23 protein-coding genes are annotated in these 26728 nt (G+C 57.6%); 18 read left to right on the forward strand and 5 right to left on the reverse strand.

The window, feature by feature from the left end:
- The first annotated feature begins 187 nt into the window (after positions 1-187).
- From HMPREF2129_RS06580 to HMPREF2129_RS06600, 5 genes are all read left to right on the forward strand, one after another.
- Positions 188-1540 (forward strand): DUF7373 family lipoprotein, encoded by a 1353-nt coding sequence (locus HMPREF2129_RS06580; protein WP_034664518.1) that lies wholly within the window; start codon positions 188-190, stop codon positions 1538-1540.
- A gap of 5 nt (positions 1541-1545) precedes the next feature.
- Entirely contained in the window at positions 1546-1971 is a 426-nt protein-coding gene (locus HMPREF2129_RS06585; RefSeq protein WP_034664520.1) for a DUF488 domain-containing protein, read from the forward strand.
- A gap of 81 nt (positions 1972-2052) precedes the next feature.
- Positions 2053-2949, forward strand: coding sequence for an acetamidase/formamidase family protein (locus HMPREF2129_RS06590; protein WP_034664522.1), 897 nt, complete (start codon positions 2053-2055; stop codon positions 2947-2949).
- A 476-nt stretch (positions 2950-3425) separates the two neighbouring features.
- Complete coding sequence (locus HMPREF2129_RS06595) at positions 3426-4532, forward strand: GmrSD restriction endonuclease domain-containing protein (RefSeq protein ID WP_034664525.1); 1107 nt, start codon at positions 3426-3428, stop codon at positions 4530-4532.
- Between the two features lie 4 nt (positions 4533-4536).
- Positions 4537-5217, forward strand: coding sequence for an MAE_28990/MAE_18760 family HEPN-like nuclease (locus HMPREF2129_RS06600; RefSeq protein ID WP_034664528.1), 681 nt, complete (start codon positions 4537-4539; stop codon positions 5215-5217).
- A 177-nt stretch (positions 5218-5394) separates the two neighbouring features.
- Here HMPREF2129_RS06600 and HMPREF2129_RS06605 read toward each other — a convergent pair whose 3' ends face one another.
- The 4 genes from HMPREF2129_RS06605 to HMPREF2129_RS06620 form a co-directional block, all read right to left on the reverse strand.
- Positions 5395-7272 carry a DUF2075 domain-containing protein gene (locus HMPREF2129_RS06605; RefSeq protein ID WP_034664530.1) on the reverse strand — a complete coding sequence of 626 codons (1878 nt, stop codon included), beginning with the start codon at positions 7270-7272 and terminating at the stop codon, positions 5395-5397.
- A gap of 101 nt (positions 7273-7373) precedes the next feature.
- Positions 7374-8360 carry a cysteine peptidase family C39 domain-containing protein gene (locus HMPREF2129_RS10625; RefSeq protein ID WP_052092915.1) on the reverse strand — a complete coding sequence of 329 codons (987 nt, stop codon included), beginning with the start codon at positions 8358-8360 and terminating at the stop codon, positions 7374-7376.
- 93 nt (positions 8361-8453) lie between these two features.
- Entirely contained in the window at positions 8454-9878 is a 1425-nt protein-coding gene (locus HMPREF2129_RS06615) for a dynamin family protein (RefSeq protein WP_034664532.1), read from the reverse strand.
- Positions 9879-11696, reverse strand: a complete 1818-nt coding sequence (locus HMPREF2129_RS06620) for a dynamin family protein (protein ID WP_034664535.1) — start codon at positions 11694-11696, stop codon at positions 9879-9881.
- Positions 11697-11928: 232 nt separating this feature from the next.
- Here HMPREF2129_RS06620 and HMPREF2129_RS06625 point away from each other — a divergent pair, with 232 nt between their 5' ends.
- From HMPREF2129_RS06625 to HMPREF2129_RS06680, 12 genes are all read left to right on the forward strand, one after another.
- Positions 11929-13281 carry a DUF7373 family lipoprotein gene (locus HMPREF2129_RS06625; RefSeq protein ID WP_034664538.1) on the forward strand — a complete coding sequence of 451 codons (1353 nt, stop codon included), beginning with the start codon at positions 11929-11931 and terminating at the stop codon, positions 13279-13281.
- A gap of 78 nt (positions 13282-13359) precedes the next feature.
- Positions 13360-14730: a DUF7373 family lipoprotein gene (locus HMPREF2129_RS06630; protein WP_034664541.1), complete on the forward strand. Its 1371-nt coding sequence runs from the start codon at positions 13360-13362 to the stop codon at positions 14728-14730.
- Positions 14731-14766: 36 nt separating this feature from the next.
- Positions 14767-16596, forward strand: a complete 1830-nt coding sequence (locus tag HMPREF2129_RS10630) for an Hsp70 family protein (protein WP_052092917.1) — start codon at positions 14767-14769, stop codon at positions 16594-16596.
- 112 nt (positions 16597-16708) lie between these two features.
- On the forward strand, positions 16709-17410 hold the full coding sequence (locus tag HMPREF2129_RS06640; protein WP_034664544.1) for a hypothetical protein: 702 nt from the start codon (positions 16709-16711) through the stop codon (positions 17408-17410).
- Between the two features lie 65 nt (positions 17411-17475).
- Positions 17476-17868 carry a hypothetical protein gene (locus HMPREF2129_RS06645; protein WP_034664547.1) on the forward strand — a complete coding sequence of 131 codons (393 nt, stop codon included), beginning with the start codon at positions 17476-17478 and terminating at the stop codon, positions 17866-17868.
- A 108-nt stretch (positions 17869-17976) separates the two neighbouring features.
- The gene (locus HMPREF2129_RS06650) at positions 17977-18522 is read left to right on the forward strand and encodes an RNA polymerase sigma factor (protein WP_034664550.1); all 546 of its coding nucleotides are present in this window, start codon (positions 17977-17979) and stop codon (positions 18520-18522) included.
- A gap of 249 nt (positions 18523-18771) precedes the next feature.
- Complete coding sequence (locus HMPREF2129_RS06655) at positions 18772-20355, forward strand: hypothetical protein (RefSeq protein ID WP_156959251.1); 1584 nt, start codon at positions 18772-18774, stop codon at positions 20353-20355.
- A gap of 40 nt (positions 20356-20395) precedes the next feature.
- Positions 20396-21073 (forward strand): hypothetical protein, encoded by a 678-nt coding sequence (locus HMPREF2129_RS06660; RefSeq protein WP_052092919.1) that lies wholly within the window; start codon positions 20396-20398, stop codon positions 21071-21073.
- Positions 21074-21118: 45 nt separating this feature from the next.
- Positions 21119-21595: a carboxymuconolactone decarboxylase family protein gene (locus tag HMPREF2129_RS06665; protein WP_052092921.1), complete on the forward strand. Its 477-nt coding sequence runs from the start codon at positions 21119-21121 to the stop codon at positions 21593-21595.
- Between the two features lie 125 nt (positions 21596-21720).
- On the forward strand, positions 21721-23238 hold the full coding sequence (locus HMPREF2129_RS06670) for an acyl-CoA carboxylase subunit beta (protein ID WP_034664556.1): 1518 nt from the start codon (positions 21721-21723) through the stop codon (positions 23236-23238).
- Positions 23239-23295: 57 nt separating this feature from the next.
- Positions 23296-23502 (forward strand): acyl-CoA carboxylase subunit epsilon, encoded by a 207-nt coding sequence (locus HMPREF2129_RS06675; RefSeq protein WP_034664559.1) that lies wholly within the window; start codon positions 23296-23298, stop codon positions 23500-23502.
- Complete coding sequence (locus tag HMPREF2129_RS06680) at positions 23502-24092, forward strand: Maf family protein (RefSeq protein WP_034664562.1); 591 nt, start codon at positions 23502-23504, stop codon at positions 24090-24092. The genes HMPREF2129_RS06675 and HMPREF2129_RS06680 overlap by 1 nt, the downstream gene beginning before the upstream one ends.
- 364 nt (positions 24093-24456) lie before the next feature.
- Here the strand turns inward: HMPREF2129_RS06680 and HMPREF2129_RS10635 are convergent, their stop codons facing one another.
- Positions 24457-25092: a DUF4282 domain-containing protein gene (locus tag HMPREF2129_RS10635; protein WP_052092922.1), complete on the reverse strand. Its 636-nt coding sequence runs from the start codon at positions 25090-25092 to the stop codon at positions 24457-24459.
- 331 nt (positions 25093-25423) lie between these two features.
- On the opposite strand from HMPREF2129_RS10635, the gene HMPREF2129_RS06690 reads away from it, so the two are divergent.
- Positions 25424-26683, forward strand: a complete 1260-nt coding sequence (locus HMPREF2129_RS06690) for an ABC transporter substrate-binding protein (protein WP_034664565.1) — start codon at positions 25424-25426, stop codon at positions 26681-26683.
- Positions 26684-26728 lie beyond the last annotated feature (45 nt).

Below are 26728 nucleotides of genomic sequence, written 5' to 3' on the forward strand. Positions count from 1 at the left end.
AGTAATGGATTTAAAGAATAGTGGCTCTTCCACTACGTCAGAATCCCGCACCCCCCTAAACCCCGCAGGATTTCCTTCCTTGTAGATCCCATTAGGCAAAGAACGCTAACAGGGAAACGGACCAGGATATGTCACAGCGGACAACTGCCTCCGCGTGTATGTTTGCGTTACTAAGGAAAGGTCTTTTATGTCCCCTAGGTTTCTCACTGTTGTTGCTTCCGCTGCTGTCATTGCGCTCCTTCTGACGGGCTGTAGCGGCGTGAGCATATTCGGTGAAGCTGAACAGCATGGTTCCGCTGATCAGCCTGCGGGAGCTGACTCTCCCTATGACACGGGCTCTTACAGTGCTGAGCCTCATCAAGGTTGGCCCGAAAACCTTTGGGAGCCTCTCGGCCCGGTGACGGAGCCAAACCTTGTTGCTGCGCACACTTTGTTGCCGTACGAGGTGGATGGGGCGTTTTCTCGTGGCCGCAACCCACTGCGCAGCGATTCTTTCGCAGATTTCAAGGCCACGATGCCTGATCAGGTGGCAGTTAAACTCGACCATTTGGAGTTGGAGTGGTTGGGCGGCTACACGCAGGAAGCGGTAGATCCGGTAGAGAACCGTGGTGCGAAAAATAGTGTGCACCGTTTTGAATCGCCGGAGGATGCGCAGGAAGCTTCCCACCTCATGCACGAGGCATATCTGGCGGACGGCGGGACTGACTATGTGGGTGGCGGGAATTACCCGTTGGAAAATGTGAACATCGCAGGCCATCCGGAGATTCTGGCAGTCAAGGATGAGCCCCAGCAGGAGCAGATAGCCATCGCCACCAAGGACGAATACCTGATGGTGGCTACAACTCACAACGCGAAGCTCGATGAGAACTCGGCTGTCATCCCTCATGACCCGGAAGCGATGGGTTGGATGGGCGGGTATGGGCGGGGGTTCGTCGATAAGCAAGGCGAGCTTATCGACGGCATGCGGTCCCACAAAACCTCCAAAGGCTACGGCTATACGAACGAGTGGCTCCCGCTGGACCCGGACGACATCTTGCGCTACGCCCTCATGCCACCCCAAGAAGGCCAAAGCGTGGGCACCACTCCTCTGCCGTTGAATGCCCGATTGACTGCGGGCAGGTTTGTTGACACGACGGCAGTGTTGAAGCTGTACGAATCCTCCGACATCGAAGCCGCCGGCGTCGCGGAAACAATTCTGCTGCGCGCATCCACCCCCGAGCAAGCTGAGCGTATCCAGGCCGGATTCACATCCATCGACGCTAAGCCTGGACACTTTGAAACATTGGAGCCCTACAATGACCCGCAGAACGTCCCCGGCACCAGCTGCTACTTCTCCCCACAAGCCCGAAGCACCTACTACTTCTGCTACCTGCGGCACGAGAACTACCTCGCCTACGCCTCCTACTTAGCGCACGACCCAGCCGCGTCCGAACCAGCAGCAGGCGAACAAAACGTGGACGGGAAAATGAAGTTATCCCAGATGGTCGCCGCCCAGTACCTCATCCTGCAAGAGGTGCCAACGAATTCTGGGGCATCATAACAAGTATGAAGCTTTACACGATTGGCTATTCAAAGAAGAGCGCGGAAGAGTTCTTCGACCTGCTGCGCGATAACAACGTGAAGCGCGTGGTGGACATCAGACGCCACAACACGAACCAGCTCGCCGGATTCACCAAACAAGACGACCTGGCATGGTTCCTCAAAGTAATCGCCGACATCGACTACGAACACGTGCTGGAACTCGCACCAAGTGAGGACCTCATGCACGCCTACCGGAAAGAGCACCTGCCTTTCGACGAGTTTGCGGACCAACTCCGTACACAATTCAAAGAACGCGAGATGCCACCGAAAACCACCTTCGACCGCGCGGCCTTACTGTGCTCGGAGGCCGACCCATCAACCTGCCACCGGCTCATCGCCGCCGAGTACCTGGCCGAAAAGTGGTCCGGGGTGGAAATCATTCACCTGTAAGGCCGCAACCCCCACCACCGGATTTCCAGCTAGGGTCGATGTCAGTCTCAGTTGTTCTTTTCCGCAAAGAGAGGGCAAGAAATGCATTCCATCGATTCCCACAAGTGCATCCTGACTATGTCCCCCGACCAGGAACCCCGCCTGCATATTGAAAACGGCGACCAAGTCACAGTCCAGACCATGGACTGCTTCTCCAACACCATCACGGATGAATCGCAGTTGTTCAGCACCGTCGGCTGGGACAAGGTCAACCCGGCCACCGGGCCCATTGCCATCAACGGCGCCAAACCTGGCGACACCCTCAAGGTAGAGATCCTCAGCATCGAGATCGGCGACCACGCCACCATGACCACCCACCCGGACTTCGGCGCACTGCCGGGCACGGTTGAGGAGCGCACCCGCATCATCCCCATCCGCGACGGCAAGGCCCACTTCTCCGAGGACATCGCCATTGAACTGCGCCCCATGATCGGCGTCATTGGCACCTCTCCCGCCACCGACTCCGTGCCCACCGGCGAGCCCCGCCAGCACGGCGGCAACATGGACACCAAGGAGATCGTCGCCGGCTCCACGCTCTACCTCCCCGTTGAGGTCGAAGGGGCAAACTTGAGTCTTGGCGACGTCCACGCCGTCATGGGCGACAGCGAAGTCGCCGTCTGCGGTGCCGAAATCGCAGCCGAGGTACGCATCCGCGTCACCGTGCTCGACGGCCGCCCACTACCCCTGCCCTTCCTCGACTCCGGCGACGCGGTCTACACAATCTCCTCCGAAATCGAGCTCATGGACGCCGTCAAGGAATCCACCCGCATGATGCGCGATTGGCTTTCCGACGTCTCCCCGCTCGACCCCACTGACTCCCTCATGCTCCTGTCGCTTACCGGCGACACCCAGATCAGCCAGATCGTCGACCCCCGCATGACCGCCCGCTTCCGCCTGCCGAAGACCATCCTCGAACAGTGCGGGGTGGAGCTGCCGTAACCAAAGGCCTCAACCCAGGGAAAGTGAATTCATTGGATAGAATCCAGAACTGTTAATCCAATGCGTTATTCCGCACCTGCCGAATTATGCATAACCCAATCTGCCTGATCGACTCCAACTTTTCGAGACAAGTCCCGGCGATCACCCGCAGTGCACTGTTCCGAATTCAACCTATACGTTCCGCGCACCTCGATTAACCGAACTCTTGCACACGCAAGAATCAAAGGGAAAACTAACCCAGTGTTTCGCTTAAATAACCGCGCGGACAACCTAAACCTGTGTGGTTATACGCTGGGACGATAAACGTACGCCCGCCCAGATAAATGCTTTGACAACAAATGCGGAAACTTACAAACCACCCGCCTAGGTTACCTGCGGCCGAAGGCATCCACTATCAAAACTGCTTAGGCTATGCTAAAGATATCGAAGATCACACATACGGAGATGAGCGTCTACTTTAGGAAAAGGCGAAACAAATGACTTCACCCCATCAACTCGAAAATCCAGTAGAGAAAGAACTGCAAGAGGCCCGCCGAAGCGTGGTTACCGATGGCTATCCGATGAGCATTGGTGAGCTTACCAACATGTATCGGGATGAAGAGCTAATCATCACACCGCAATTCCAGCGGCTTTTTAGGTGGGATGACAATCAGAAATCAAGATTGATTGAGAGCATTCTGGTAGGCATTCCACTTCCGTCAATATTCGTTGCCCAAGATAGTGATGGTCGTTGGGAACTGGTGGACGGCCTCCAGCGTGTGAGTACACTTCTGCAGCTTCAGGGCCTACTGCGCGATGAGGGATACGAGCAGTTAGTTTTGTCCCCGACAAAGTACCTACCTTCCCTAGGAGGGCTAACTTGGGATGGCGAAGCGAGCCTGACACCCACTCAGCGCCTCGATATCAAACGCGCGAAAATGGATGTCAAGATTGTGAAGCGTGAATCAGACCCGAAGACGAAGTTTGACTTGTTTCAGCGACTTAACTCGTTCGGCTCCCCTTTATCCTCACAGGAAATCAGAAATGCCTTATTAGTCGGAATATCAACTGACTTTGCAAATTGGTTGCAAAAACAAGCCGCCTATCCAGCATTTCAGGCAGTCACACAGTTATCTGATCGTGATCTAGAAAGGAAATACGATGAGGAACTCGTCCTGAGATTTCTTTTTCTGACCACACTCGCGGACGACGAGGCTAGTTCATTAGCTTCATTCCAGGAAGGGCTTGAGAATTTTTCCATCAATCTAGCTAAAACCCAAGAATCTGAGCGATTTACACGACTCGAGGAGGTTTTTCACACGACCTTTGACAAGCTTCTAACTACCAACGAAGACATACTGAAGAAATGGAATAGCAATAAACAAAAGTTCATGGGAGGGTTTTCGAACACTGCTTTTGAAGCTATAGCCACGTCTCTCGGACATTGTGAGTTGACAGGTAAGCCAGCTCGCAAAGATCTCAATAACGCAGCTATCGAGTTCTGGAACGAAGAGCAGATTACCGAACGCTTTGCAACCGGAAAATCAACGGAGCAACGGATTAAAGTAACAATCCCTTTGGGACGGCGAATTGTCTCTGAATAATGGTGTGTCTCCCCTCGATCGGTTCGAAGACGCAATCTCGAAAGAAACCGCCTGGCGGAAAAAGGAGCTAACTACGCTTCGATTTCTCCTGCAAAGCGCGAACGAAATGGAAAGAAAGTTCCTATCGAGGGCCGGACTTGTTTTGCTGTATTCTCATTGGGAAGGGTGGATTAAGAACCTAGGCCTTAGATACCTTGAATTCGTGAACTCTGAAAAACATACCCTTAAGGAACTTAGACCGGAGTTCGTTGGCGCAATTGTTCACCCAAAAATAAAAACACTGGAAAACTCTTTAAACCCAGAACATTACGCCGAATTAATTGAATATCTCCGCCAAAATGGCGATGCATTCAACTCTATCAAACCCGTCTTCATAGACACCGGATCTAACCTTGATTCAAAGACTTTGAAGCGAATTGTAACAGCATTAGGCCTAATTGATTCACAAATTTTGGCTGACCAAAATGTTTTAACCACTAAAGCAACATTCATCGATACAAAGTTGGTAGAAAAACGACACAACATTGCGCACGGGCAATACCTATACATCAGCTCCGAAGATTTTGACGATGTATATTACGGCATCCTCGAAACTCTTGAAGTATTCACCACCGCTTTATCCGATGCCGCATCCAAGAAATTGTATCTACGGCAGCTCCCGCTGGGTGTTTCCCCTCAATCATAGGTATAAGATCTGCTGGACCTTTACTTATTTAACGTTCACTGTTGGTGCCCTCTAGAATAGCTGAGCGAGTGTTAATTTTAACATGCGAGACATTCGTTATGCGGAGTTGAGCTGCTTGAGTACTACTCTTAGTTCTTGTTCAAGCTAAAAAGTTGATAGCTACTCTATGGCGGGGGCTCAATCCACCACTCGGACTGCTTTCTTGAGCTCTTCCCTGAGTTCCTCATCGACAGCGTAGATGCCCATGCCGCGGACACCGCGGGTCAGAAGAACGTTGAGTTGGTTGCGTAGAAGTTCCTGGCTGATGTCGAGTTTCTTGTTTTCTCCGTCGATCTCCATGGATCGTTTGCTAGTTACGTTGGGGTTCCGGCTTTCGGTCTTGTCGTAGACGATTCGGCCATCCCGGTATTTCACCGATGGACCGAGGATGACTCCCGCATAGTTGAGGTCAAATCCTTGAACCGTGAAGATCGATCCCACTTCATCAACAGTTGAGGCTCTCTCCGCCCATGACTGTTTCTTCTCCGTGCGTGAAATTGTCATTTGGTTGTTCCAGGGCAGGCGGAAATCACCGATGGTCACGTCCCACGTGTCACTATCCGCTGGCCGGGTCTTTCCGGACGAGAACTTCCAATCGTAGGTTGCAATGAGGCGGCTTAAACCTTTTTCTACCTCTGATGCTTCGCTCAGATCCGATTTTGCACGAATGACAGCATGAAGATCCTCAGGAGTGTCAAAGACCTCGATCCGGTACCGATCATTCGTGGGAATCTGAGTGATCAAACCTTCATCAACAACAGTTCGAATCCATGTTTCGGCGGGGCCATCGGAGTCGATGCGCATTTGTTGACTGAGGTTGATGATATTTCCATCACCTGCACGCGCTTCGAGTTCTTGTAGCTGATCTTCAGTCCAAAACTGATTGCCCGCCAGAACTTGCAGAGGATCAAAGACAGCAACGACAACATCAGCCAATTCAAGGATGTCGCGGAGCTGATTTTCACCGCGGTAGGACTGTTTACCCTGTGTCCAAAGGAGGTGGGCTTCGTCGATGAACACGACATCGGCCTTCTCACCCGAGTTTTGGTGCCCATTAATAAATCGTGTCGGTTTCATGACACGCGAGTGTTTATCGTTGTGTAATCCAAGCTTCTCCGCGATTTGCTCGTACACAGTTACTTGTTCGTCGTGGTTGACAAGCAAGTATGCGTTGAAGCTCTGATCATCCCCTAGATCCGTCTTAGCTGTACGGGCTTGGATGAGGTCATAGAAAACGCTGCTGAGCAGTACAGTCTTGCCTGTTCCTGCTCCTCCTTGAACAAGAATTAGATCGGACTGCGGTCTGTCACGTTGAAACTCATCTGGGGTTAACGCGCGATCAACAGCCTGGAGGATCTGTATCTTTGCACCAACTTGTTGCTCGTTGAGTTGATGAAACGGAGAGGCTTTAAAAAGCGCCGACTCACGAATCAGGCGCTCAAGGGGAAATAGAACAGGATCGTGCTGGCGGAGTTTTCGCCAGATTGAGTTAAACGCCTCATCGACGTAATCGCGCGTGAAATAATCCGTCTGGATATTCCTGCGAGCATTGGTGAGCGTAACCGAATTCGCTCCCTTCACGCCCTCAACGGAAGACAGGTAGAGCATCAGTCGATCCTCGATATCCAAGGTCAAGGACTTGTTGAATAAGGAGTGACCGATGACGATAATCGTGGAATCATTATCCCGGAATGAGTTCCACTTTGAAGGTTTTAGGGCGATGACCTCAGGCTCTTCCACTGGGAGCAGTGCGTCATCAAACGCATTTTGACCCAGATCAATTTTGTCGGGATCAACTTCGAGGTGAGTCTTCGTTCTTTGGGCGATGTCGTTGGTTTCACCGACATAGACCTGATACGCGCCATTGGATTCTTGATAGATGACGTATACCGTCGGATACTTCAGCAGGAGACGCCTCGTGGCTTCGTCTTCTTGGGCTGCTTCTACAAGGAAATTCTCAAGATGGTCAACGCTGTACGGAAATGACCTGACTACAGCTTTGTTCTTGAGCTTCATGTTTCCTCCAAGCGCGCTGTGAATCCTAATCCAGCAATATAGCGAAAGACCACCCTGCGGTGGTCTTTCGGGGGCAGGTCCACGTTTGGCGGATTCGCGCCCTAGCGGATCGTCTCGGAGCGGGTTGCGTTGACGATGGCCATGCCGGGTGCGCCGCTGAGTTCTGCGTCGACGTTGGTGGTGGTAACCATGCTGTGGCCGGAGTCGGCCCAGGCGTCTTCGAACTGGTCGATGGGGACTTCGAGGCCGTTGCCGTAGGGGGCGCCCGGGTCGGTGAGGGTGACTACGCCGCGGTTGAAGTCGATTTCGGAGACGACGAGGAAGTGGTCGGACAGGTTGTCTTCGCGGATGGCGTCTTCTTCGTCGCCCCAGATTTCGCCGGAGTCGACGCAGGCGATGATGCCGTAGCCGTCGTTAAGCTTATTGGCCAGGTCGTCCATGTTGGAGGTGACCAGCTCAGACGGCAGGCCGGACTCGGTGAGCAGGGTGGCCAGGTCATCGGCGTACATGCCTTCGGTGGGCTCATCCATGAGGCCGAGGCTGACGGCGCGCTCCACCATGAACTCGGGGTTGGATATGCCGGCGTCCTGGAATTGGTTGAGTAAGAATGCGGCAGCGGTGGGGCCACAGTAGCCGTCAACTTCTTGCCAGAACCAGTCGTCGGACCAGAGGAAGTGGTTGCCGGCAACGCCGTCGTCTAGGCCGGTGGAGTCATCAATAACCGGGACGTCGTCGACAGGTTCGGCGGGCGCAGGGGCGTCATCCGCGATCGGGGCAGGCTCGTCTTGCTCAACGGTCTGGGTGACTTCCTCATCGGCGGGCTCGAGGATGGGGGTGGCGTCGGTGCTATCCGTGTCCGGCTGGGCGGTGTCCGGGATGGGTGCGGGATCGGTTTCTGGTGCAGTGTCAGCCTCAGGGGCGGAGTCGGTGGTGTCCGGCTGGGTGATGTCCGGCTCGGCGATCTGCGGGTCCGGGGTGTGCGGGAAGGCGTAAGGGTTGGACTCGATTGGGTCGAGGGGGCTGGGGGTGACATCGTTTTCAACGATGTCGTTGAGGAAGTCAGGCAGGTCGGCGGAGAAGTCGGACATTGTTACGGCCTTTCGGTGTGGTGATGGTGAAGAAGTTCTGACCGTTAGATGGTCCGAGGGGCAAAAGGGTTACATCGATTCCGGGAAAAGTTTTTATGTCATCGCCTGGGCGTTGCGTTCAAGCTGGTCATAGGCCTGGGCGAAAGTGACGAGGGCGTGTTCCTCGGAAGGGTCGAGGAGGCCGAAGGACAGTGTTTGCATCTCCCGGCGCTTCTCCTGGATACGGTCAAGGATTTGCCAGGGGTTGGCGTTATCGGGCAGGCCAAGACGTTGTGCAGGGCTGCCAATGGCGGCTAGACGGGTGGCTTCTTCCACGAAGATGTCCTGGGCGGAGGAGACGAGCAGCCCCTTCAGCGTGACCAGGAGTTTGGCGGGGATGGCGGCCGGGTGATTGCGCACAGTGGAAACTGCGTGGCGGATGGCATCCGAGTGAGCCGGGTGGCGGTACACCATGGTTTCCATGTCAGCGAGGATCTCACCGGCGCGGTGGAGGTACGCGTAGGTGGATAGTTCCTGTTCCAAAACCTGGCGCAGGGCGCCGATGCCGGAGGATTGGGTGAGCCACTCGTTAAAAGTGGCGGCTCCCTGGGCAGCTTCGTCAGCGCCGAGGAAGAGACCGTACTCCCCCACCACGTCGATGACGTTGGTGATGTTGTGCAGGGCACTGTGGCTGTCACCGGGGTCACCGCTAAAGAGTTCAGTGATGAGCTCCGTGCGAGGCATAGCCGTCACGCGGGCGATCTGCCGGGTCAAGGCTTCTGTGACCACACCGGTGGCGGCGGTTTGGGCCAGCAAGCCGGAGACAGGCATGACGCGACCAACATAGGACGCCAGTTCGTGCTGCAGCTTCACAGCGTGATGGCCAGCAGCGACCATGGGGTCCACCTCACCCAAAGCGCCCTCACCAAAGGAGTCAGCGCGGGAGAGCACACCCATCGTGTTGAGCGGTGTGAAGCCGAGCTGTTGGATGAACTCCACTTCGTCGCGGCGGGGTGCGGAATCAAAAAGGAACATGGCGGCGTCGGCATCGACGGAGGCGCTGCGGGTCTGCTCGTAGCCGTCGATAAGCGCGGCGCGCGTTGTTGCCTCATTCTCATCGGTGAGGGTGGCCAGGCCTGGGGTATCAATGAGCGTGTAGTTGCTCACAGCGCTGGCGGGCATCCACCGGTCGATGAATGCGATGTCCACCGGCGGGGCGGGCAGGGCTGCCACTTCCCCGCGCATGGTCTGGATAGGCACGCGCTGGCCGTTGCGCAGCATCGCTTCCGCGCGATCTGGCGCGCCGTACTGGTACACGGTGACCACGTTGGTGGCTTCCAGCGCCTTGGTCTCCGCCACGGGGGCGCCCACGAGCGCGTTGAGCAGCGTGGACTTGCCGGCCTTGAGGCGGCCAACGATGACGATGCGCGGCGGGGTACTCACCCGCGCAGTCAATGGCGCGCAGGCTTGGGCCAGCTCCGGTGACTGGGCGGATAAACCCTGGAGCTGTGAAAGCAGAAGGTCGAGGATAGAGGCCATTTACACCATCTCCTGCGCCGCGATCTTACGCAGCAAAATCTCGGCATCGCGGTAAGAACGCTGCACAGCCTTGAGGTTCGTGTTTAGCTGTGCTAACTCCCGGTCGCGCTTTTCAGCGGCCTTGTTCTTATCGTGCTCAATCTTTCTAATGCGTGTCTGGGTCGCCTTGATCTCCTGCGCCAAGAACTCGGAGTAGCGGATGGAAATGCGCGGCTGGGCAATAGCAATGAAGGTCTGCAGCGCATTGCCGGTGTTCTTCTGCGCGGCGTTAGCTGCTTCCCGCAGCCAATTCTGCAGGTGGGACTTGCCCTGGCGCATAGCGCGGTAACCGAATGTGATGGCCACGAAGCCGGCACCGGCCACAATGCCCACGCCCGGCACCAACACCGCACCAAGCAAACCGCCGATGGTGGAACCGGAAGAAAAGCCCATCATGAGCATCATCGGGTCGAAAGTGTCCTTCATGTAGTTCTGCAGCTCCGAGGTATGCAGTTCCCCCAAAATCAGCTGTGCGCGCACGTCCCCGATGATCTCATCCGGAATGTGGGAAGCCCCGAACTTCTCCCGCAGGTATGTTTCCACCTCCCAGCCAAAGGAATCCACGGTAGCCACCACCGCACGCTGGAAGTCTTCCTCCATGAGGCGCGTGAAGTGCTGCGGGTCCTTGCGCAAGAGCTTCACACCGTGTTTGGCAATGAAGTCGGTCCACTTCTTCTTCACCGCTTGCACATCGCCGTCCAGGCGCTCCATCGCGCGTGTGCGCATGAGGGATAGATCGGAGTAGAAGAAGCGCTCCCATTCCTTACTCGTGCGCTGCAGATCCTCCAGTCGCGCCAGATCATTGGTCAGATCCGGCAGGAGTTTCTCCGCTTCACGTACATCCTCAATGTCGCGGTGGATCTGTTTATCCACATCTTCCAGGCCCTCCAGCACCACTTTGAGGCCCTTGGTCACCGGGATGGATTGTGCGCGGGCGAAGCGCTCACTGATCTCGGCGCGGAGTTCGCCGAGGCCCGAAATATCGTCGATCACGCTATCCGACGTATGCAAACCCACGAACGGGATCAGGGAGGACACGCCAATCACCGGAATGGGTTCATCTAGGTGCGTGGCAATCAGAGCCTTGTCTTCCTCCACAATCTCGCGCCAGCGCGTGGTATTTTTATCCGTCTTCGTCACAGCAACCACCACGTTGCCGTTTGTCGCGTGCGCACGCGCGAGGAAGTCCATCTCCGGTTTAGTCAATGGGGTCGACGCATCCGTGACCACCACAACCACACTGGCCTGACGCTCCGAATCCGCGTGCACCGCCGAATCCATCGAGGAAATCCCGCCCACGCCCGGCGCGTCAATGACCACAGCCTCGCCCATCATGGAGGTCTCCAGCGCAACGTGGGCGCGGGTGGGCACAAAGTCATCGAAGTGCTGCGCGGCACGGTCGACGCGCTGCGAGAGTTCTTCTGGCTTAACGACGACCGCCCCGTCCGCCGACATCAACGCCGCCTGCCCAGCCGCGAGGTCTTCCGTGGGCAGGGTCAGCGCCACCGGGATGACGGTAGTGAAATCTGCTCCGGCCGGCGAGACGCCTCGTCGGCCCACCAGTGCATTAGCCAGGGAGCTCTTGCCGCGGCCCACTTCCCCCACCAAGATCACCGTGTTCACCTGGTTTTCCGCCGTGGCCAACTCCTTGGCGTACTCGCTATATCTCTCCCGGCCGTAGGGGTTGAGAATCTTCTCGCTGACACGCTCAATCCACAGCGTCGCTTCTTCGCGCGGGCCTTTCGTGGGGGCCTGGGGCTGATCGGATTGATCGGACACTGAACGGGGCCTTTCCGGAACACGGTGACGGGACGTCGATGAAAACTAGAGGGAAGTATATCTACTGCCCGTTCCACGGGTGCACGACCTGGTGCACGAGAAAACTTATGTAACCTTTCGGCATGCGCACTCATCTAACAGAGTGAACGCGTTACTCCCCCGGTTGGCGTTCTTGTGTGGCGTGGGGGGTGTGTAGCGCACATTCGCTCCGTTAAAGCAGAAAGGTTTCCCCGTGTCCTCTAAATTTCTCACTGTCGCCGCAACCGCTGTTGCGAGTGCCTTGCTTTTGACCGGCTGTGATCTCCCATTGAAGGGCGGGGACGGCGCACCGGGTGAATCCACTGAGGATTCCCTGTCCATGGCGCCCGCGTACGACACCGGTTCATACAGGGCTGAGCCCCATTCGGGTTGGCCTGAGGATTCGTGGGAGGAGCTTGGCCCGATTACGGAAACCACGCTCATCGGCGGTCAGACTCTGCTGCCGTACGAGGTGGATGAGAGATTCACCCTTGGCCGTGCACCACAGCGTCAATCCAAGTTTGGGTTGTTCCTTCAGCTCCTGCCCAAGCAGATTCAGGAAAAGGTGACCGGCCTCGAGCCGTCGTACCTGACCGGGTATTCACATATGGCAAGCAACGCGGATTCCACGGCGCGCGCAGAGAACTCAGTGCTCCGTTTCGTCTCCCCGGAGGCTGCCGAGGAAGCAGCGAACCTCCTGCATGAGGCGTACCTGGCTGAAGGTGGCACTGATTACAGCACGGATGAGCACTATCCGCTGGAAAATGTCACAATTCCCGGCAATGACAAGATCCGTGCGGTGAAGGATGAGCGCGGCAGCGTCCAAAGGGCCTTTGTTCCCAAGGATGAGTACCTCCTGTTCACCTACACCAGCAATGCTCGCATAGATGCGGCAGGCAATCCCATTGAGCTTGGGCCAGATGCGATGGACTGGATGGTGGAGTACGCGAAGAACTTCGCGGACAAGCAGCTCCCCCTCATTGACCTGATTCCGTCGCACAAGACCTCCGAAGGCTACGGTAAATCAGACGAATGGCCGGCCCCAGATCCGGATGACATTTTGCGGTACACCGTGATGAAACCGGAGGATGAAAAGGCTGTCGGCGGGGTACCCATGGCGTTGAATGCTCGCCAGCTCGCCGGCCAATACGTGGAAGTCCCCGAGATGCTCAAGATGTACGACAACGCCAAGGTCGAAGCCGCAGCCACCGCTGAAACCACGCTGCTTCGCGCCGCCAATGCGGCCAACGCCGACCTCATCGAGGCGACCTACAAGGCTATCGACGCAAACTCGGGCACCCTCACCGCACTCGAGCCTTACGACGAACCGCAGAACGTTCCCGGCACCAGCTGCTACAGCTCCGCGGAGGACGGGCGGACCCACTACTTCTGCTACCTGCGCTATGAGAACTACTTTGCGCAGGCCAGCGTCGTGGAATTCGACCCACTTAAGTCTGAGATCACCACGTCCGCCGCACCGGATGCGGAGGAGAAGGACCCAAAGACGAAGCTCTCTCAGATCATGGCTGCCCAGTACCTGATCCTGGAGCAGGCGCCCAAGAAATAGGATGTAACCATTTGCTTCCTCGCCCCGTCTAAGGGTTGTACCCACAAGACCCCTGTAGGAACGTAGAAAGAAAGACTGATGAGAAAGCGCACTGCTCTCCGCCTCGCGGCGATGCTCACCGTGACCGCAATGTTTAGCACCGGCTGCTCTGTCCTGGACATCGCCGGCAAGAGTGGCGAGGGTCCAGCTGAACCAACCACGGATGAGGTATTGGACCAACCTGGCCCGGAGCTTGACACCGGCTCCTACTCCACCGAGCCGCACAAGGGCTGGCCTGAGACGGACGATGGCCTGGGCCCCTCCGCTGAAATCACCCTGTTGGCTAACAACACCTTGCTGCCTTATGAGGTGAATAAGGACTTCAAGCGCGGTACAGCGAGCCGTCGTCTGTGGAATTTTGATTCCCTCAGCCTGGACCTCCCCAAGGTGACCCGTGACCGCCTGGCTCCGTTGGGCGATAAGTTCCTGGTTGGTTACGCCTACCTTGCTGATGATGGTTCACCTGACCGTGGCGTAGGTAACTTTGTCCTCCGTTTTGAGGACCCGGAAAGCGCACAAAAGGCTGCCGACGCGATTTCGGAGACCAATCTCAAGGAAGGCTCCATGTACTTCTTTGAGGATGACCCGCACAGGCCGGGCACCGTGGAAGATTTGCCGAACTACAACGATGCCACTGCCGTGCGCACTGACGACGGCAAGAGTGTGGACGCCGTGACGGTGCACAAGGAGTACCTGCTGATGTCCACCGCTTTTGCCTCTGATGACAATGCGGACGCAGAGACAAAGAAGTGGCAGGGAGAGTACATTTCCGAGTTCTTCACCAAACAGGTTCCCATCCTGGATACGTTGAAGACCCACAAGACCGTGGCTGGCTATGGCTTCTCTGATGAGTGGCCGGCGCTGGACCCCAAGGACATATTGAAGTACACGGTCATGGCCCCGAAGGATGAGTCCGTCCGTGCCCTGGGTGGTCTGCCGATGGCCCTGGAACCGCGCGGCATGGCCGGCGGCTACAAGGAAGTCCCGGAGATCCTGTCCATGATTGACCAGGCGCAGGTTGAAGCGATGGCTGATATGGAAACCACGCTCTACCGCACCAAGAACCCAGAGGGCGCGAAGCTCATCCTGGCTACCATGCACGCCTTGGGCGCGGATCTGAACCACCAGCCGTGGGACCCGCCACAGGAAGTTCCAGGTATGGAGTGCTGGCAGGACAGCCGTAGCACAGGCACCGTGTACACCTGCTACCTGGTGTATGAGAACTACTTTGCCGAGTCCAGCGCCTACGAGGGTGATAAGGACCCGGATGCTGTGGAAGGCAGCGACGATGGCAAGACCACCATGGACCCGAAGCTCCAGCTCTCCCAGGCCATGGCTGCCCAGTACCTCATTTTGCAAAAAGCGCCGACGAGCACGGGCACTCCCACGAGCTCCGTGGCAAACAGCTAGGCTCCCATGCGGGAAACAAAGTAGGAAGGACCCGACATGTCCAACGACTGGATTTTGTCCATTGACTTCGGCACATCCAACACCGCGGCGGCACACACAAACCCGACGCGCGGTGGGGTTGAGGCTGTGAACCTCTCCCATGACCGGATGACCATGACGTCCTCGGTGTATATCGAAACACCGGACCACGTGGACACTGGTGATGTGGCGCTGAATAAAGCGGAGGACAACCCAGACGGGTTCCTGGCCTCACCGAAGCGCGTGGTGCCACAGCAGGTATTCCAGATCAATGGCTATGACGTGCCGGCCTCCACCCCGGTTGCTGCGATTTTGGATTCTGTGGTGAAGCGCGCCTCCCGCGAACACAACGATCAGCGTCCGAGCGAGCTGGTGCTCACCCACCCGGAAGCGTGGTCTGATGCGGAAGTGAAGGTGCTGCTGGACGCCGCGGAGAAACTCGGCCTCAACGCCACCACCATCCGCACTGTCTCGGAGCCAAAGGCTGCTGCGCAGTACTACTCCACCAACTCCCCGTTGGAACCGGGTGACAAGATTGCCGTCTTCGACTTCGGTGGCGGCACCCTCGACGTGGCTGCGCTGCAGGTGCAGCCGGACGGGTCCTTCCACATCATCGCCGCCCGTGGCGACAACACCCTCGGTGGTAAGAGCTTCGACGCATTCATCCGCCGTTGGGTGGACCAGCAACTGGAGGATGATCACCCGGAACACCTTGAATACCTCCGCCGCCGCGCACCGCTGTCTGACCGCCACGCGGTAGAAGACAGCATCCGTCGCGCTAAGGAGCTGTTGTCTGAGCACCCGACGGCCACCATCTCCGTCCCCGGCGATGGTGAAACGATCCGCCTTCAGCTCACTCGCTCCGAGTTTGAAGAGATCATCCGTCACCCCGTCCAGCGCGCCGTTGACCTCGCACGTGCAACGCTTATTGACGCGGGGATTAACAACCCACACGACCTCAAGGCCCTCTACCTCACCGGTGGTTCCTCCCGCGTTCCGCTGGTGCAGGAAGAAATAAAGGCACTCGGCCCAGTTGCCACCCTGGATGACCCGAAGATGGTGGTTGCCCAAGGTGCTATCTCCGCAGTGGGCCCCATCGTCACCGGACTGCACACCACTGCCGCACCAACCCCGCAGCAGCCAGCACCCCAACCGGCGGGACAGCAACAGCGACCGATGACGGAGCCGATGTCCGCGTATCAGTCTCAGGCTTCGGCAGCGCCCGCCAAGAAGTCGAACGGCAAGATCATCGGCATCACTGTAGGTGCGCTTCTTGCCATTGTGGCGTTGGCGGGGGCGATTGTGATGTTCACCAAATCGTCGTCAAGCGAAAAGCCCAACGAGGAACCGCAGGAAACCGCAACGACGGAGACCACCGGGCAAAACCAGCCGACCGAGGAAGCTCCCGCACAGCAAACTGGTGAGGACGTGCTCAACGCACTGCCGGAATCCCTGCGCAGCGAGGCTGGCACATGCAACCGCCGTGACTCGTCCATTATCAACCTCACCGGAACCGCAATTTCCTGCGAAGTGAAATTCACCGGCGATAACGTGCAGTACTTCAAGGCAACGAGCCCGTACGACTCCCCGCGCATCACGTTTGCATACAACACGGAGGACAGTTCGCGCGAAAAAGCCTTCATTGAACAGGGCCGCTACACCGATAAATCTGACGCTGAACCAGTCAACGGCGACAACGGCAACGCAGCCGCCATTGCCACGAAGGACAACGACGCCTCTGCCAGCCTCCACTACGCCAACGCTGAAACCGGACTGGTGATTGAATCCCGTGACTTCGCCTCCCCGGAGAAAGCCGTGGAGTGGCTGGAGTATCACAATCTGCTTTAACCTGCGGAAAGAACCTTCTAAAAAATAATTGGCGCCTGGATGTAACCATCCGGGCGCCAGCCGCATCTAAAGATATGTAAGCAACCATAACCCCTTGAGAAAGGAACCCATCATGAGCGGCGACAACAACATCAACCTCCCAGAGCTCAACCCGGAAGACTTCGGCTACCTCAGTGCACGCGACATCGACGCGGACGGCACGAACGACCTCATCCACGGTGTTGACCACGACGGCAACGCACACGTCTTCCACCTGGACGGCAAGGGCGACATCACCCTCGAGGAGATTGACGCCGACGGTGACGGCACCTTTGAAACCCAGCGCGAGATGGTCGACAGCAGCACCGTGGCCTACACCGTGGACACGGACAACGACGGCGCTGCTGACACGGTGGCCTACGTCGACGCGAAGACCAACACTACCTTCCAACAGGACTTGATTGAGGACGGCCAGGTGGTCGAATCCCGCGTGGACATCGACGGCGACGGCATCACCGATGTGGTGTACAAAGACACCACCGGGGATGGCTACGTTGATCAGGTTTCCCTCGACACTGACGGCGACGGCTACGCAAACACCAAACTGGTTGACCTCAATGGAGATGGCAACTTTGATGAAATCCACTCCGACTTGGACAACAACGACGGCATCCTCGAAACCGTGATCCAGGCGGGTGACTACGCTGGCGGTCTGGGCTCTGTAGCCGACTACATCAACCCACAGGATGCCTCAGGCTCCCTGGACAACACCCTTGACACGGACCTGAACAACCCGGCAGATAACCTGGACACTGACTACACTGATTCCTTCTAACGTGACCCGCGTACCCTCCGTACTTTGCGACACTTTAGAGCGAATCCGGCTGAAAGGAGGCCGCAATGATGAACCAAGAACCCGTCCCCGAAGGACTCGTTGAACGCGCCCTCCACACAGCCTTCACCACCGACGAATGGCCAGAGTGGGACAACCTGGACATCGTCCCCACCACCGAAGACCCCTTCGACCTGGACACCTTTGACCCCTTCGCGGGGGAGGAGGACACCGATAACACGGACGCCGGCGCCCCGGATTCTGATTCCGCGGGCTCCGGCGCCGAGCCGGTTGAATCTTCAGAGCCCGATTCCACGGACACCTCCGATTCTCCCGTCCTCGACTACCCTGACCTGGGATCTGAGTTGGGCACGGACTTCTCCTCCGGCTTTGATTCGAGCTTTGATTCCGGTTCCGATACTGGCCCGGATTCCGGCTTGAGCGGGGACTACGACATGTAAAGGGTGCCCCTGCCACGGCATGCACCCACCCATACTTCAACCCGACGCGACAATGTTGCAGTATTCTTTTGCGTAACTTGTTATTCCCGGTTCCCACTGAAAGTAGTCATGTCCGAGTCCCAGCTTCTCCAGAACGCGAAAGGTGGCGATGAGTCCGCCTTCGCCAAACTGGTGAAACTGCACGAAGGAAAACTTTTCAACGTCTGCCTGCGCATCACCACCAACCACCACGATGCGGAGGACGCCTTCACCGCGGCACTGTACCTGGCATGGAAGAACCTGCCCACGTTCCGCGGTGATTCTGGTTTTGGCACATGGATGTACCGCATTGCCTCCAACACCGCGTTGGAGGTTGTGCGTCGCCGCAAGCCAACGGTCTCCCTCGACGCACCACGCGACTCCGAATCAGAAGACTCCCCCTCTTTCGACATCGCCGATCCCGTCGCCGAGTTTGAACAAGCTATTGCGGATAATGACGCATTGAGTACCGCGCTGGCTTCCCTCCCCGACGACTCCCGCGAAGCCCTCATCCTCGCCGAAATCGCCGGTCTCACCCTCGCTGAAATCGCCGAACACCAAGGCTCATCGCTGTCTGCCACCAAAGTCCGCGTGCATCGGGCACGCAAGAGCCTCCGCGAGTTGCTGCAGGGATAGCGTGTAACGCCCCTCGCCTCGCCAATACCCCCCGTTCACGCAGTTCAGAACCCATGTCGCACCTGCACTGTAGCGTGAAAGGCATGAAAGCGAACGTGGTGGAACATATCCAGGCCCTCGGCGAGGCGGGTATTGAAGCGTTAGCCGATGCGCAAAGCTTCAGCGGGCCGATGAAATCCTGGATATTGAGATGACTGCACTGGCGCGAAAGGGGTCCTCTTTTGTCGCTCAGGTAGTGGGCACGGATGTGTGGGGGGTTATTTTCGCCTTGCGCTGGACGACGGTGCAAATGTGGCGGATCGGCTCGACGTGCAATGCACCTGCCCCGTGCCGCACACATGGTGCAAGCATGCAGTGGCGGTGGCGCTGCGGTTAATACGGCAGCCCGAATGGGCATTGAGTGCCCGGCTGCTCGATGAAAATGAAGACGAGTACGAGGTTGAGCCGACCCAGCGATATGGCGATGTGGTGGTAGACACGCGGGATGTGGTCACCAACACGCTAGAGGTGATGAGCAGGCACGATCTACTGAAAGTACTCAATACGCTGAGGCACATAAATCCGCTGGTAGAACCAGCAGTCACCCAACTTGTCCTGCCGTTCTCCGCCCGGCCATTACCTGGGTATGAGGCGCTTCAATATGAAATTGAGATCACACGCGTTCTGTTCGAGAAGGCCTACACCGATGACAATGTGGAACGTATCGCCAGCCAGCTGGAGTACACGGGAAATCTGATCCGCAGTCACGCTGATCAAACGTCCGACCAGAATGACCAGCTTAAGCTCCTCTGCGCACTAGAAAATCTCATTTTCAACACCATCACCTGGACTCAGCACACTGCCCTGCCTGCCGGACCTGTGGTGCGGGCACTGGAGCAGCTGTACGCGCACCACGTTGCCGTGGCCCGAGCCTCCCAGCCACCTTCAAGCCACGTGATTGACTGGATTATCGGCGCAGTTTTCGCACCAGGTGTTTACCTGCATCCATCCATCAGTGATTATGCAGATTTGTTAGATAGTGATGCATTGGACGCCCTCATGACTGAAGCTCACAAACGCAGCTCCCAGCAACCAGAGAAGATCGTGCCACTGGAGATCCAGGTTGCCTTGGTGCGCGACGACATGCACGAGGTCAAGCGACTGTGTGCGGAGTCCGGCAACTATGACGCGCTGCTGGGCTTCTACCGGAAAAATGGGATGGATTTGGATGCAGAGAAGCTGGTCACTGCAGCTCTAGATAGTGCAGATCCAGTGGAATTTTCACCGACAATGCTCTTTAACGCTGCCGGCGAGTACTTCGGTGATGAAGGTACGCGGATGTATCTCCGTTATTGCTTTGAAAAGGAGCCATCCATAGACAATTTCCGTCTTTTCATGCAGTGCCCTGGCGTGGACTTCGCCGACGCCATTTTCGTGTTGCAGTCTGTGGAGGCCGTAGCTACAAACCCGGATTACACGCTGCTGGCGGCAACACAGTTCGGGCGTTTCGACGTCGGCTTTGAGATCATCAACAGTGGTTCCCCCAGCGCGTCTCGGGCGGCACACTTCGCGGAAGATGTCGGATTGAAGTACGACCCAGTGTGGGCGTTGAGCGTGATATTTGTGCACTACCGCGAACTGATGTCCGTTGTGCTGAACCAGGAATCAATGGCGGTGGCCAGCATGACAGTCAAGTGGCTGATGGACCAGATAATGATGCTCCAGAAAACCGCGCGAGAGGCCGTTGGCTCGTTGGACACCGAACCAGAGTGGAGCTTTCAGATTGGCAGGTTGAAAGCTGAATTCGGTAGCCACCCATTGGTCAACGAGGCCTTCGCTGAGTGGGGCCTGTGAACCTGCTCAGGGGGCGGGCGCTCCATTACACTGGTGCAGCATGAAGTCCCGATTCCGCGTTGCTGCCCTGGCTGTTTCCATTCTGCTGGCGGGAGGTGTGTTCGCCGGTTGCACCACATCTGATGAGAACCTCGACCAGCCTGCGCTCACCACTGTTGCTAGCGCCGACGCATCCGGGGATTCCACCACGACAGAAGCCACGGCCGACGAATCCACCGAGGAGAAACCCAAACCGGAGAAGTGCGCTTCCCTACCGAAGGACCCGCGGGAGCAGTACCCGAATCACGAGGCCCCCGGGCGCATGCCAGCACGGGACTGGGATGACAACAATTTCTGGATCGGCGACATTGAGAACCACTACGACCCGTGTGCGCCCATCAGCTGGATCATCTTCCGTGGTGGCCTCGGCGACGCAGAGCGCCCTGCACACACTGGTGCGTCCATGACAGACGGCATTGCATTCTACGTCCACGGCGAACCGGTCGACGACATGACCCTGTTCACCCGCGTCGAAAGCGTCACCACCACCCCCGATGGCGCCGTCGAATTCATCTGGGGTGAGCGCACACGTTCCACCGCCGAAGGCATCACCGCACACTTCACCGCCACCATCGAACCACGTGATGGGTCCATGGTGCCGGTCAGTGGCAATGGCGGCGAATTCAGTGCGCGCTGGAACGACCCACAGGCGAAGTTTTTGTTAGGGCATGATGGGTAGGCCGTGGGCCAACCCAATTATGTCGAATGCGGGTAGGCTCGCTGCATGGCAACACATAAACGGAAACCCATTCCAAAAGTCGCTTACGCCCCCATGCTCGGACTGGAAACATATGTTCGTGCGCGCGTGGCAAAGGACTTCTCCCACCTCGTGCAACTTCGGGCCTCTGCTCTGAACCAATGTGTTTACTGCCTGGCAATGCATCGTCGCGATGCACGAAAGGGCGGTTGGTCAGAGGAAAAAATCACCCGAACTGAGAACTGGACTGATTTCCCAGACGCCTTTTCTGACAAGGAACGTGCAGCCCTTGAGCTCACAGATGCAGTAACCAAGATCCACGGCGAAGAATCTGTGCCGGATTCACTGTGGGAGCGCGTGGAGGAACTACATGGTGAGAAGGGTGCACGGGATCTCCTCATGGCTATTGTCACCATCAACGCTTGGAACAGGGTTGGCATCACCACACGCCTTGACCCAACAAGCCTCTCCGGAGTCACGGCTTTTGATCTAGGGCAAAAGTAAGCTGACTTTTGGCGCAGGCCGAAGGGGGGGCGTCGATAAGCAATCCGCGAAACATCGCGGGCGCGCGGCGCGATAGACCGTGTAGGACCTGATCTATTCACAGCTAAACCGTAGACTGAGGCGCTATGACCGATAAGAAACCCGATATGACCACCACCTCCGGCAAGATTGCGGATTTACGTAATCGTTTGGCGGAGGCACGTGAGCCGATGGGCAGTGAAGCTGCCCGCTCCGCAGGTGAGCAGGGTATTTCAACAGCCCGCCAGCGTATTGAGGCGCTGCTGGATACTGACACTTTTGTGGAAACTGATGCGCTTGCGCGCCACCGCGTGGAGGATTACGGCTTGGATCGCATCAAGCCGGCTACCGATGGTGTTGTGACAGGCTACGGGCTTATCGACGGGCGACGGGTCACCGTCTACGCCCACGACTCCTCCATCTTCAACGGCCAGTTGGGGGAGGTGTACGCCGAGAAGATCCTGAAAATCTACGATCTGGCGATTAAGACGGGTGTGCCTGTCATCGCGATCCATGATTCCACGGGTGCGCGCCTGCAAGAAGGTGTGGTGACCGCCGCGATGTCCGCGCGCATTCTGCGCAAGGCGACGGAGGCTTCCGGCGTTGTGCCGCAAATCTCTATCATCGCCGGCGAAGTGGCATCCCTGCCGGCGCTGCTGGTGCCGTTGAGTGACCTCACCGTCATGGTGAAAACCGCCACGATGCACCTGACCTCCGTGTCCGCGGTAACCAAGGTGACACGCCGTGTAGCAACCGCGAAGTCCCTGGGTAGCGCTGATGTTCACTCCCAGATCACCGGCATGGCGCACCTGACCGCACCGAGTGACCTTGAGGCGGTTCAGACCGTACGAGACCTGGTGGCATTCCTGCCGGAAAACAACCGTGCAGCCTCCCCCCTCAACGAGAACACGACGGAGCCGGATACTTCTGACCTGGACTCCTTCATCCCGGACAGCGTTGCAGCGTCCTACGATGTCCGCGATGTGATCAACCGCATCACAGACAAGGGGCTGATGGAACTCAGCCGTGGCTACGCCGACAATGTTGTCACCGGCTTCGCCCACATCTCCGGCCGTGCCGTGGGCATCGTGGCTAACCAGCCGAGCGTCCTCGCCGGCTGCCTAGACCACGCTGCGGCAACGAAGGCTGCCGCCTTCATCCGCGTGTGTGATTCCTTCAACCTGCCCATCGTCGAGTTCGTTGACTCCCCTGGATTCTTCCCATCTGAGGAGGAAGAACACCTCGCCTCCGCAAAGCACGGTGCTGGCCTTGCATTCGCATACGCCGAAGCCCAGGTGGGCAAGATCACCGTGATCCTCCGTCGCGCGATCGGTCCGTCCTACGTCCTCATGGGTTCGAAGGACCTGGGCGCCGACATGGTCTTTGCATGGCCCACAGCGCAGATCGCTCTCGCGGATGCCACAACTGCCGCCGAGCAACTCGGCGTCGACGCGGACGAGTACGCTGCCTCCCACCTGACCCCCTACGTTGCCACGGAGCGCGGCCTCGTTGACGCTGTCATCGAACCATCCCAAACCCGCACCCATGTCACCGAAGCGCTGCGCCTCCTTGAACGCAAGGTGGTCTACGCCATTCCGAAGAAGCACGGCAACATTCCGCTGTAAAGATGCTGCAAGGATGTCGTAAGGATGTCGTAAGGATAAGGAGCGTTAGGAGCTAGCATGACCAATCCACTTTTCACGGTGGTGAAGGGCAACCCCACTGAGGAAGAACTCGCCGCGCTGACCCAGGTGCTCACGGACCTACAGCAGGAGGCGAAGTCCCGCACCGGCGGTGGCCACCGCAACCTGTGGGGCCGCCCTGCCACGCGCAACCACGGCCCAGTGGTGTTCAACCCGTCCGCGTTTAACTCGCAGACGTTGTTCTAATGCGCCTTGTTCTTGCCTCCCAGTCCCCGTCGCGGCTGATGATTCTGCGCAACGCCGGGGTCGAGCCTCTCCAACATCCGGCGCATGTAGATGAGGATGCGATCATTACCTCCCTCGGTGATGCCTCCCCCGCCACGACTGTGACCACCCTCGCCCGCGCCAAAGCCGACGCCGTGGCTGCGAAATACCCCGGTGACATCGTGGTGGGCTGCGATTCGATGCTGCTTCTGGGCGGCACCCTCCAAGGCAAGCCCCACACCGTCGAAGAAACCATCCGCCGCTGGAAAGCCCAACGTGGCCACACCGCCGAGCTAGTCACCGGCCACGCCATTGGATTTAACGGCACATGGGTCGTGGACACCGTGTCCACCCGCATCCGGTTTGGCGACGTCTCCGACGCAGACATTGAGGCCTACGCCCACTCCGGAGAACCCCTCGAATGCGCCGGCGCGTTCACGTTGGAAGCCCTCGGCGGCTGGTTCATCGACTCCATCGAAGGCGACCAAACCAGCGTCATCGGCCTGTCCCTGCCCCTGCTGCGCCGGGCGCTCTATTCCTTCGGCGTGAATGCTTCTGACCTCTGGGGCTAGAGCCCTACCTCAGCCCTACCTCGTTGACCTCGTCGCTTTTTGGGCACGCCACCGTGAGAACCCCCAGAGTTAGATCCAGCTACCTAGGTCCAGCTAATCGGCCCAAAAGGGACGAATAGCTGGCTCTAAATAGCGGGTTTTGGCGTGCACGTGCAGTGAGACCAGATTGGAGGCCAAGCCGGAATCAGACGAAGAAGCACCGCGGTGAGCCAAGCACCAAGCTCACCGCAACTCGTTCACAAAAACCCGGCAGTAAGCGAAATCCCGGAGAGTTCCTCTGCTGGCACCACAACAAAAACCGCACCGAGGCCCCCGGTGAGCCTCTGGCGCGGCTTGGAATGAGCGCGAAGGTTTACACGGAGGTTTACTCAGCGCCCTTCGGGTTGTCCTTCTGACCGTCCCTATCGCTGTCAACATTGCCCTGCTCGACGAGCTCGGTCGTATTTTCAGCAGTCCGGTACAGATTCACCAGTGCCTCAATGCCAAGGCGGGCAACGACAATCTGAATGAAGCTCCAGAACGTACCGAAGATCAAGTAGAGGAACAGCAGGAAAACACCAAGTCCGGTTGCGCCCTGATCGGCGAGTTCCGTCATGGCGCTAAAAGCGAAGACGAGGCCCAAGAGCCAGAACATGCCAATGCTTATGAGTGCGAGGATGTAGACGAGTCGGGCACTGTCCAGGGTGACAAAGCGTTTGAAGGAAAGATCGAACAGTTTTCCGAAGAAGCTGTCCTGGTTCTTGGTTGGTCCAGGCTGCATCGGTTGGCCCGGCTGGCCTGGGTAGTAGCCCTGCTGCGGGAAACCCTGCTGTGGGAAGCCCTGCTGCGGCGCTTGGCTGTACTGGCCGTACTGCTCGGCGTATGCCGGTTGGCTGGAGGGGGCATTCGGGTCAGTCACAGAAGATGGTGGCGGGGGCATCTGCCACGTGTCGTAAGTGGGGTTTGTATCAGCGCCGGTGTTATTAGAGGCGCTGTTGTTCTCATCGAATGGTGTGGACATGAATTCTTCGGTCCTTCGTCTTTCTTGTCTCGGCAAAATGTAGGAAACCATTAGACCTCTAATAGTCAATGCCATAGTGCCAGGCGTGGGGCACTCTGGCACGTCTAGGTGTCGTTTCGGTTGGTTTCGGTGGCGGAGGGGACTGGGAGAGGCACCGAAAAGCATCACCCGAACGAGGGGGAGTCGGACTTAGTCCCACCGCTAAACCCCCGCCTCGGGGGTAATTCAGGCTGAATTTACAAGGGAAATGCAAGAAGACAGGCGGAACCGTCAAGTTCACAACACATTTTCTTTAAGATCTAGTGAAACCTCCTATCTGAAAGGCCAATGCATGAAATTTCACGCAACCCGTAGGACTGGCGCTGCTCTGTGCGCCATCGCACTGTCCGCTACTGCACTGACCGCATGCTCGGATGACGCCGGCAGTTCGAACGCTGGTGGCTCGGACGCACAGGCCTCCGGCGCTGACCGTGGCCCGATCACTTTTGCTATGGGCCGCAATGACACGGACAAGATCACCCCGATCATTGAGGCCTGGAATAAGGAGCACCCGGATGAGAAGGTGACTTTGAAGGAGCTGGCCGGCGAGGCAGATGACCAGCGCGACACGCTCGTGCAGTCCCTCCAGGCTGGTAACTCTGACTATGACGTGATGGCTCTGGACGTTGTGTGGACCGCTGACTTCGCCGCTAACCAGTGGCTGGAGCCGCTCGAGGGCGACTTCGCAGTGGACACCTCCAAGCTGCTGCAGGCAACGGTCGATTCCGCTACCTATAACGGCAAGCTCTACGCGCTGCCGCAGAACACGAACGGCCAGTTGCTGTTCCGCAACGTGGACAAGGTTCCGTCCAAGCCGGACACCTTCGCTGACATCAAGTCCGCCTGTGAGGCTGTGGAGGGCGACTGCCTGACCACCCAGTTGAAGCAGTACGAGGGGCTGACGGTGAACACCCTGGGCTTCATCAACGGTTGGGGTGGCTCTGTCATCGATGAGAATGGTGAGCCGACCGTCGAGTCCGCTGAGGCGAAGGCTGGCCTGCAGGCGCTTGTCGACGCATACGGGGACGGCACCATCGCCAAGGGTTCCACCGCCGCAACGGAGGAGGAGACCAACCTTGCCTTCACGGAGGGCAACACCGCGCTGGCTATCAACTGGCCGTACATGTACACCAATGCTGTGGAGGCGGGCCTGAACTTTGAGGTTCAGCCGCTCGTCGGCGAGAACGGTGTCGGCGTGTCCACCCTGGGTGGCTACAACAACGGCATCAACGTCAACTCGAAGCACAAGGCAACGGCCAAGGACTTCATCGAGTTCATCATCAATGAGGAAAACCAGCTCTCCTTTGCTAAGGCTTCCTTCCCGCCGGTTCTGGCCTCCATTTACGACGATGCTGACCTGATTAAGGAGCACCCGTATCTGCCGGCTCTCAAGGAGTCCCTGGAGAACGCTCAGCCGCGTCCGGTCTCCCCGTTCTACCCGGCTATCTCTAAGGCAATCCAGGACAACGCTTACGCAGCTCTGACTGCAGGCAAGAGCGTCGACGATGCAACGAAGGACATGGCTGCCGCCATCAAGCAGGCAGCACAGTAGGGTTACTTTACATCCACGGGGCCGCAGCGGTTTTCGCACCGACTG

The sequence above is a fragment of the Corynebacterium tuscaniense DNF00037 genome, assembly GCF_000759055.1.
GTDB lineage: Bacteria > Actinomycetota > Actinomycetes > Mycobacteriales > Mycobacteriaceae > Corynebacterium > Corynebacterium tuscaniense.